The organism is Thiorhodococcus mannitoliphagus (assembly GCF_010915725.1).
Taxonomy (GTDB): domain Bacteria; phylum Pseudomonadota; class Gammaproteobacteria; order Chromatiales; family Chromatiaceae; genus Thiorhodococcus; species Thiorhodococcus mannitoliphagus.
Genome location: NZ_JAAIJR010000214.1, coordinates 1 through 5,454, shown reverse-complemented (window position 1 = coordinate 5,454; position 5,454 = coordinate 1). Strand labels below are relative to the sequence as shown.

Annotated in this window: 4 protein-coding genes and 1 pseudogene; 4 read left to right on the top strand and 1 reads right to left on the bottom strand. The window is 60.9% G+C overall.

Annotated elements, in window-relative coordinates; genetic code table 11:
- Positions 1 to 323 precede the first annotated feature (323 nt).
- Positions 324 to 1,541, bottom strand: a complete 1,218-nt coding sequence (locus G3480_RS24885; RefSeq protein ID WP_164656917.1) for a TIGR04063 family PEP-CTERM/XrtA system glycosyltransferase — start codon at positions 1,539 to 1,541, stop codon at positions 324 to 326.
- A 466-nt stretch (positions 1,542 to 2,007) separates the two neighbouring features.
- Here G3480_RS24885 and G3480_RS24880 point away from each other — a divergent pair, with 466 nt between their 5' ends.
- The 4 genes and pseudogenes from G3480_RS24880 to G3480_RS24865 form a co-directional block, all read left to right on the top strand.
- Complete coding sequence (locus tag G3480_RS24880) at positions 2,008 to 2,421, top strand: HPr-rel-A system PqqD family peptide chaperone (RefSeq protein ID WP_164656916.1); 414 nt, start codon at positions 2,008 to 2,010, stop codon at positions 2,419 to 2,421.
- Positions 2,397 to 3,338: an HprK-related kinase A gene (locus tag G3480_RS24875; RefSeq protein ID WP_240906050.1), complete on the top strand. Its 942-nt coding sequence runs from the start codon at positions 2,397 to 2,399 to the stop codon at positions 3,336 to 3,338. Before G3480_RS24880 ends, G3480_RS24875 begins: the two co-directional genes overlap by 25 nt.
- Positions 3,331 to 4,476 carry a nucleotidyltransferase domain-containing protein gene (locus tag G3480_RS24870; protein WP_164656915.1) on the top strand — a complete coding sequence of 382 codons (1,146 nt, stop codon included), beginning with the start codon at positions 3,331 to 3,333 and terminating at the stop codon, positions 4,474 to 4,476. Before G3480_RS24875 ends, G3480_RS24870 begins: the two co-directional genes overlap by 8 nt.
- 348 nt (positions 4,477 to 4,824) lie before the next feature.
- Positions 4,825 to 5,454 (top strand): annotated as a pseudogene (locus tag G3480_RS24865) (TIGR03013 family XrtA/PEP-CTERM system glycosyltransferase); the annotation flags it as partial.

Here is a 5,454-nt window from a genome sequence, read left to right as displayed (position 1 = left end):
GGGGTTGATTTTTCCCCCCCCCTGTGTGGGGGGGGGGGGGGGGGCCCCCCGGGGGGGGGGGGGGGCGGGGGGGGGGGGGGCCCCCGCTCCCACGTCGCTTTGCCTGAAAGGATGCGCGGTGTCGACTCAACCGACTGGACGGTCCGATGATCAACGCCCGGCTGCCTCTTGCCGGTCATGCCAGGCTTGCTCGGCGTCCTTTCGAATTCGGCGAATAGGTTGGTGCCGGAACCTTCAAAGCGTTCGAGCGACAGACGGTTGATCTTGAAGGGTTGCGCGGGTTCGATCCAGGGTCGAGCCTAGAAAAACGTGATGCGATTGTCCTATGGCAGGTTTCGTTCCTGTACCAGGCGAGCGTAGGGCTCGGCGTAGTTGTCGACACTCCGCCGCCAATTGCGCTCCTGCTCGACGAAGCGGCGTCCGGCCTGGCGCATGGCGGGCCAGTCCGATTCGCGTGCGAGCAGATTGCAGATGCTTTGGGTCAAGGCCTCAACGTCACCGGCGGCGAAGAGTTGACCGGTCTCGCCATCGCGGATCAGTTCGCGGTGTCCGCCAACGTCGGAGGCAACGAGCAGACGCCCTTGGGCCATGGCCTCCAGCGGTTTGAGCGGGGTGACGAGTTCGGTCAGGCGCATCGAGTGACGGGGGTAGACGAGCAGGTCGATGAGGTCGTAGTAGCGGCTGACCTCGGCATGGGGGACCCGCCCGGTGAAGACGACCTTGTTGGCGATGCCGAGCCGCTGAGCTTGGGCCTTGAGGTTAGCCTCCTGTGGGCCGCCGCCGACTAGGAGGATGCGCAGATCAGGCTGTGTCTGGAGCAGTTGGGGGAGGGCGTCGAGCAGGAGATCCAGGCGCTCGTAGGCATAGAATGAGCCGATGAAGCCGATGACGCGCCCGTTCTCGAGTCCGAGTCGGTGTTTGAGTGCCTGATCGGGCGGATTGGCCAGTTGGAAGTGTTCGATGTCGACCGCATTTCGGATGACGGTGACCTTCTCAGGAGGGATGCCACGCGAGACAATGTCGCGACGTAGCCCTTCGCAGATGGTGAAGAGGTGGTCGACCCCTTTCATCACCCAGGTCTCGATCGAGCGGGTGGCGCGGTAGCGCAGGCTGCCTTCATGTGTCGTGCCGTGATCGACGGCGGCGTCCTCCCAGAAGGCTCGGATCTCGTAGACGAGCGGGATGCCGAGACGGCGGGAGACGCGCAGCGCCGGTAGAGCATCGAGCACGGGCGAGTGGGCGTGCAGGATGTCCGGTTTCAGGCGGGCGGCGAGTTCCAGCAGGCGACTTTCGGTCTGGCGCGTTTCCAGCCATGGGCCGATCAGTGGGTGGCGCGCACCAGGGCCGTCTGGCGCTTGGGTGCGATGAAAGCGCAAGCCTTCGGATTCGTCCTCTGACGCTCGGCAGCCGCTCTGTCGCGGCCCGGTGAGTTGATGGGTTTCCCAGCCGCGCCGCTGCTGTTCACGTAACAAGTTGGCCGTGCGGAAGCTGTATCCGGAGTGCAGCGGGAGTGAGTGGTCCAAAATGTGCAGTATACGCATCGAGTGTTGTCGGGGTGTGGGGCGATCGGTGTCGTGACTGACAGGTTTGGCAGGTTTTGTCATGTGCGTCAGGTCGTTGGCGGGGCGCTAGAGTGAGTCATGCTGTGTTTTCCCCTAGAGTCCCGACTAGATTAGGCTATCATAGAACACACTCTAGGAATCTTTTTGCTGGGGCTGGCGATGGGAGCCGCTTCTCACGACCAGCGACCTCAATTTATACAAAGGCAGGTAAGAATGAAGAATCACTCACCCGACCAAACGACAGAGCGCGATATGAGTGCAATGGAGCAGTGTGCAGGAACGACTCGGCGTCGCCTGATCAAGGGGGCGGCAGCGGCGGCTCCTGTGATTTTGACACTGCGGAGCGGGAGTACGTTAGCCGCAACGAGTGGTTGCACAGCGTCGGCATTGAATGCCGACTATCAAACTCCTCAAGGGGATGAAGTCTGTTTAGGAACCATTCCCAATGATGGCGAGAATGCCGGACAGTGCCCTCCTGGTGCTCTATATTCAGCTGCTGCAGCTCAATCTTTCAATCCAGACGCTTGTCCTTAGCGCGGGATTGGCATGCGACCTCATGATTGATCGCCAGGTGCGCTATCAGATTTCTGCGTGTTCTTTAGTTGATGTTGCGTGGGAGAATGAACATTTAGTTTACTGCGTGGATTCTGGTGAAACTCATTTCCTTAACGCTACTGGCGCGCAGATTTTGGATTACCTGATCGCGTCTCCGCTATCCTTTGAGGATCTGCTGGCGTGTATCACGAGTGTTGACGATGGCTCCAACTCAGAGACCTCGGCTGCTGATTTGTCCTCGTTCCTTGATCGCTTCGTTGAATTGGGGATTCTTGTATCTTGTCCGGCTCTATCGGACGCATGACGATTTGTGCTCTGAGCTACGATTTAGCCTCTCAGCGCCTGAGCAGCACTTCAGGCGTCGATCTTCAAATCGGCCCGTTTGTTTTCAACCTTCGGCTCCATTGCCCGGATTTAGCCCGGCTTCTCTATGAACTTTGGCGCGACTATCCTCTGGCGGAGGGGGCAGCTGTCCGAGACTTCCACATCCAAGCGACGAGCAATCCGGCTCCCGGCCGCTGGCTCCGCCGCGACGTTCGATTTTTCGTTGACGGCCGCACGCCTTTCCCACTGCTTCCCGCACATCATCATCTCCCCATGCTCGAATGGGGTCTTAACTGGTGCATCGCGCAGCGTTCTCATCACTTATTGATGCTGCATGCCGCGGTCGTCGAGCGCAACGGCCGCGCAATCATCCTCCCGGCCTGGCCTGGTCATGGCAAGTCGACACTCTGCGCTGCCTTGATCCATTCCGGCTGGCGCTTGCTATGCGATGAGTTTGGCTTGGTGCGCCCCGAAGACGGCGCGCTTTTGCCCCTGCCGCGCCTCATCCCACTCAAGAACGAGTCCATCGAGGTCATCCGGTCCTTTGCGCCGAGCGCTCATATCGGCCCGTCCTTTTATGGGACACGCAAGGGCACCATCGCCCATGTGCGTCCGCCGACCGAGAGCGTTGAGCGGATGCACGAAACCGCGCGACCCGGTTGGTTCGTCTTCCCGCGCTGGGTGGCGGGCTCGCCATTGCGTCTGGAACCGATGCTCAAATCCGAGGCCTTTCTGATGGTGGCGACCAACGCCTTCAATTATGAGGTGCTAGGTCAAACATCGTTCGAATTGGTCGGACGGATGGTTGATGCCTGTGACTGCTATTCGCTGGTCTACTCAGATCTCGACCAAGCAATCAAGGCGCTGGATGAACTCACCCGGGCAGCAGATGACTGAGTCGGCGCGCCAGAGGGAGCAGGCGAACGCCTTGCTGCTGGCTGCGCTGCGCGCGCCGGAGTCGTTGCCGGGTCTGCCACCCACAGATTGGGATCTGCTCTTGCGCGTCGCCCGTCGCACGCGTCTTTTGGGGCGGCTGGAGGCGCAACTCGCGGCGTTGGGCGCGTTAGACGCTGTGCCGGAACGCGCCGTGAATCATCTGCGCTCGGCCCGGAATCTGGTCCAGCATCGGCATACGCTCCTGACCTGGGAGTTGAACCGCGTCCTCTGGGCGTTGGAGGGGTTGGACGTCCCCATCGTCGCGCTCAAGGGCGTGGCCTATGTCCTGGCTGATCTGCCCGCGGCCCCTGGTCGTTTCTTCGCAGACCTGGATCTGCTGGTGCCACATGCCGACATCCAGGCTGTGGAGTCGCGTCTGCTTGAGCGCGGCTGGATCAAGTTGCCCCTCAGCCCCTACGACGACCGTTACTACCGGGTCTGGATGCATGAGATCCCGCCGCTGCGCCACCGCGAGCGCGAGAACGAGATCGACATCCACCACCGGATTCTACCGCGTACCAGCCGTTTCGATTTCGATCCTGCGCCCTTATTCGAACGGACTCGTCCAGTTGCAGGGTCGCAGGCGCGGGTGCTTGGGCCTCACGACATGCTTCTCCATGGGCTCGTCCACCTCTTGCTCGAGGGGGATCCGCAAGAGGGATTGCGGCTGCGCGATCTGGTCGATGTCGCCGACCTGCTGCGTCATTTCGGGCGCGAACCGGGCTTTTGGGATGGGCTAGTGCCTCGGGCGGAACAACTGGGATTGGGGCGTCCGCTGTATTATGGTCTGCGCTTTACACGCCGGCTGCTGGCGTCCGAGGTGCCCGATCCGGTGCTTCGCGCAGCGTCACGCTGGGCGCCGCCGCGGCCGGTCGGGGCGTTGATGGATTGGCTGCTGCCTTTGGCGATCCTCCCCGGTCATCCGGATCATCCAACGCGGCGCGCGGCCCTGGCGCGCTGGCTGCTGTATGCGCGGGCGCATTGGGTGCGGATGCCTCCCTGGCTATTGATTCGTCATCTCCTGTATAAAAGCTGGTTGAGAGTGCGTGGCGTTCCCAAGCGTGCCGCGCTGGGTCCCGAGGAACTGAAACGGATGTGATTCAGGATGCTGCTGGCTTCGGCAGATCGGCCGTTTGACGCTGTGGTGTCAGCGCGATGGTTGACGGGCCTTGGTCATCAGTTGGGCCGGGTGGACGACCGAGAGCGAAGTCCACCGAATCCCGCGTCGGCGTTGGTGGACTGCGCTGCGCTTGTCCACCCTACGGAAGACGACTGGCCGAAACGATGATCTACGCCGGTTGACGAGTATCGCCGGGCGCTGCCAATTCTGCCAAATCGTTATGCAGGCAGCCTTTTTTCATCAGTCGTTCGCAGTTGACTCAAACTCAGGGAGAACCGCGCGGCGAGGTTTTACCCTGGGCGAGATTTAGAACGGAGAGACGTCCGCGTGCATACAATTCGCGTCTTCGGACACTACATGCGTCTGCCATTGCTGCTATTGGTATTGGTGGAGTCGCTGGTGTTTGGGTTCTCCTTCGTTGTCGGTTCGCATCTGCGATGGTGGATGATGGATGGGGTCTTGGCAGTCGATCCGCTTCCCTTGGTCGGTTACGAGATCACCGTCGGGCTGATCTTCACGCTCTCGATGGCGTCGATGGGGCTTTACGAGGTCAGTGCGCGCGAGGGACTCACTGGTGTACTGATCCGGGTGGTCGTTTCATTGACGCTCGGCTCGATGGCGCTGGCTACGCTCGCCTTCATCTTTCCGGGATTGGCACTCTGGCGCAGTATCCTGGCGCTGACGGTTGTCATCGCCTTCATCGCGATTTGCGGGCTTCGTACCGCGCTTTATTATGCCAAACCCAGTTTTTTTCGACGGCGAGTGCTGGTCTTTGGCGCTTCGAGCCTAGTCGGCGAGATCATTCGTAACGATTCCGCTGAAGTTTTGGTCGTCGGCGTCATTCCCGCTTCTGATGAGGCGGCGGTGACGATCCCTCCCGAACGAATAAGGTTAGATCGTCCGAGCGAAGCGAGCGACGATCTGAACCGGTTGTTGGACAAGCCCGGGATCGTGGCG

Bases quoted from the DNA above. Each gene is read 5' to 3' on its own strand.
- G3480_RS24885 (WP_164656917.1), bottom strand. From the start codon at position 1,541: ATGCGTATACTGCACATTTTGGACCACTCACTCCCGCTGCACTCCGGA.
- G3480_RS24880 (WP_164656916.1), top strand. From the start codon at position 2,008: ATGATGGCGAGAATGCCGGACAGTGCCCTCCTGGTGCTCTATATTCAG.
- G3480_RS24870 (WP_164656915.1), top strand. From the start codon at position 3,331: ATGACTGAGTCGGCGCGCCAGAGGGAGCAGGCGAACGCCTTGCTGCTG.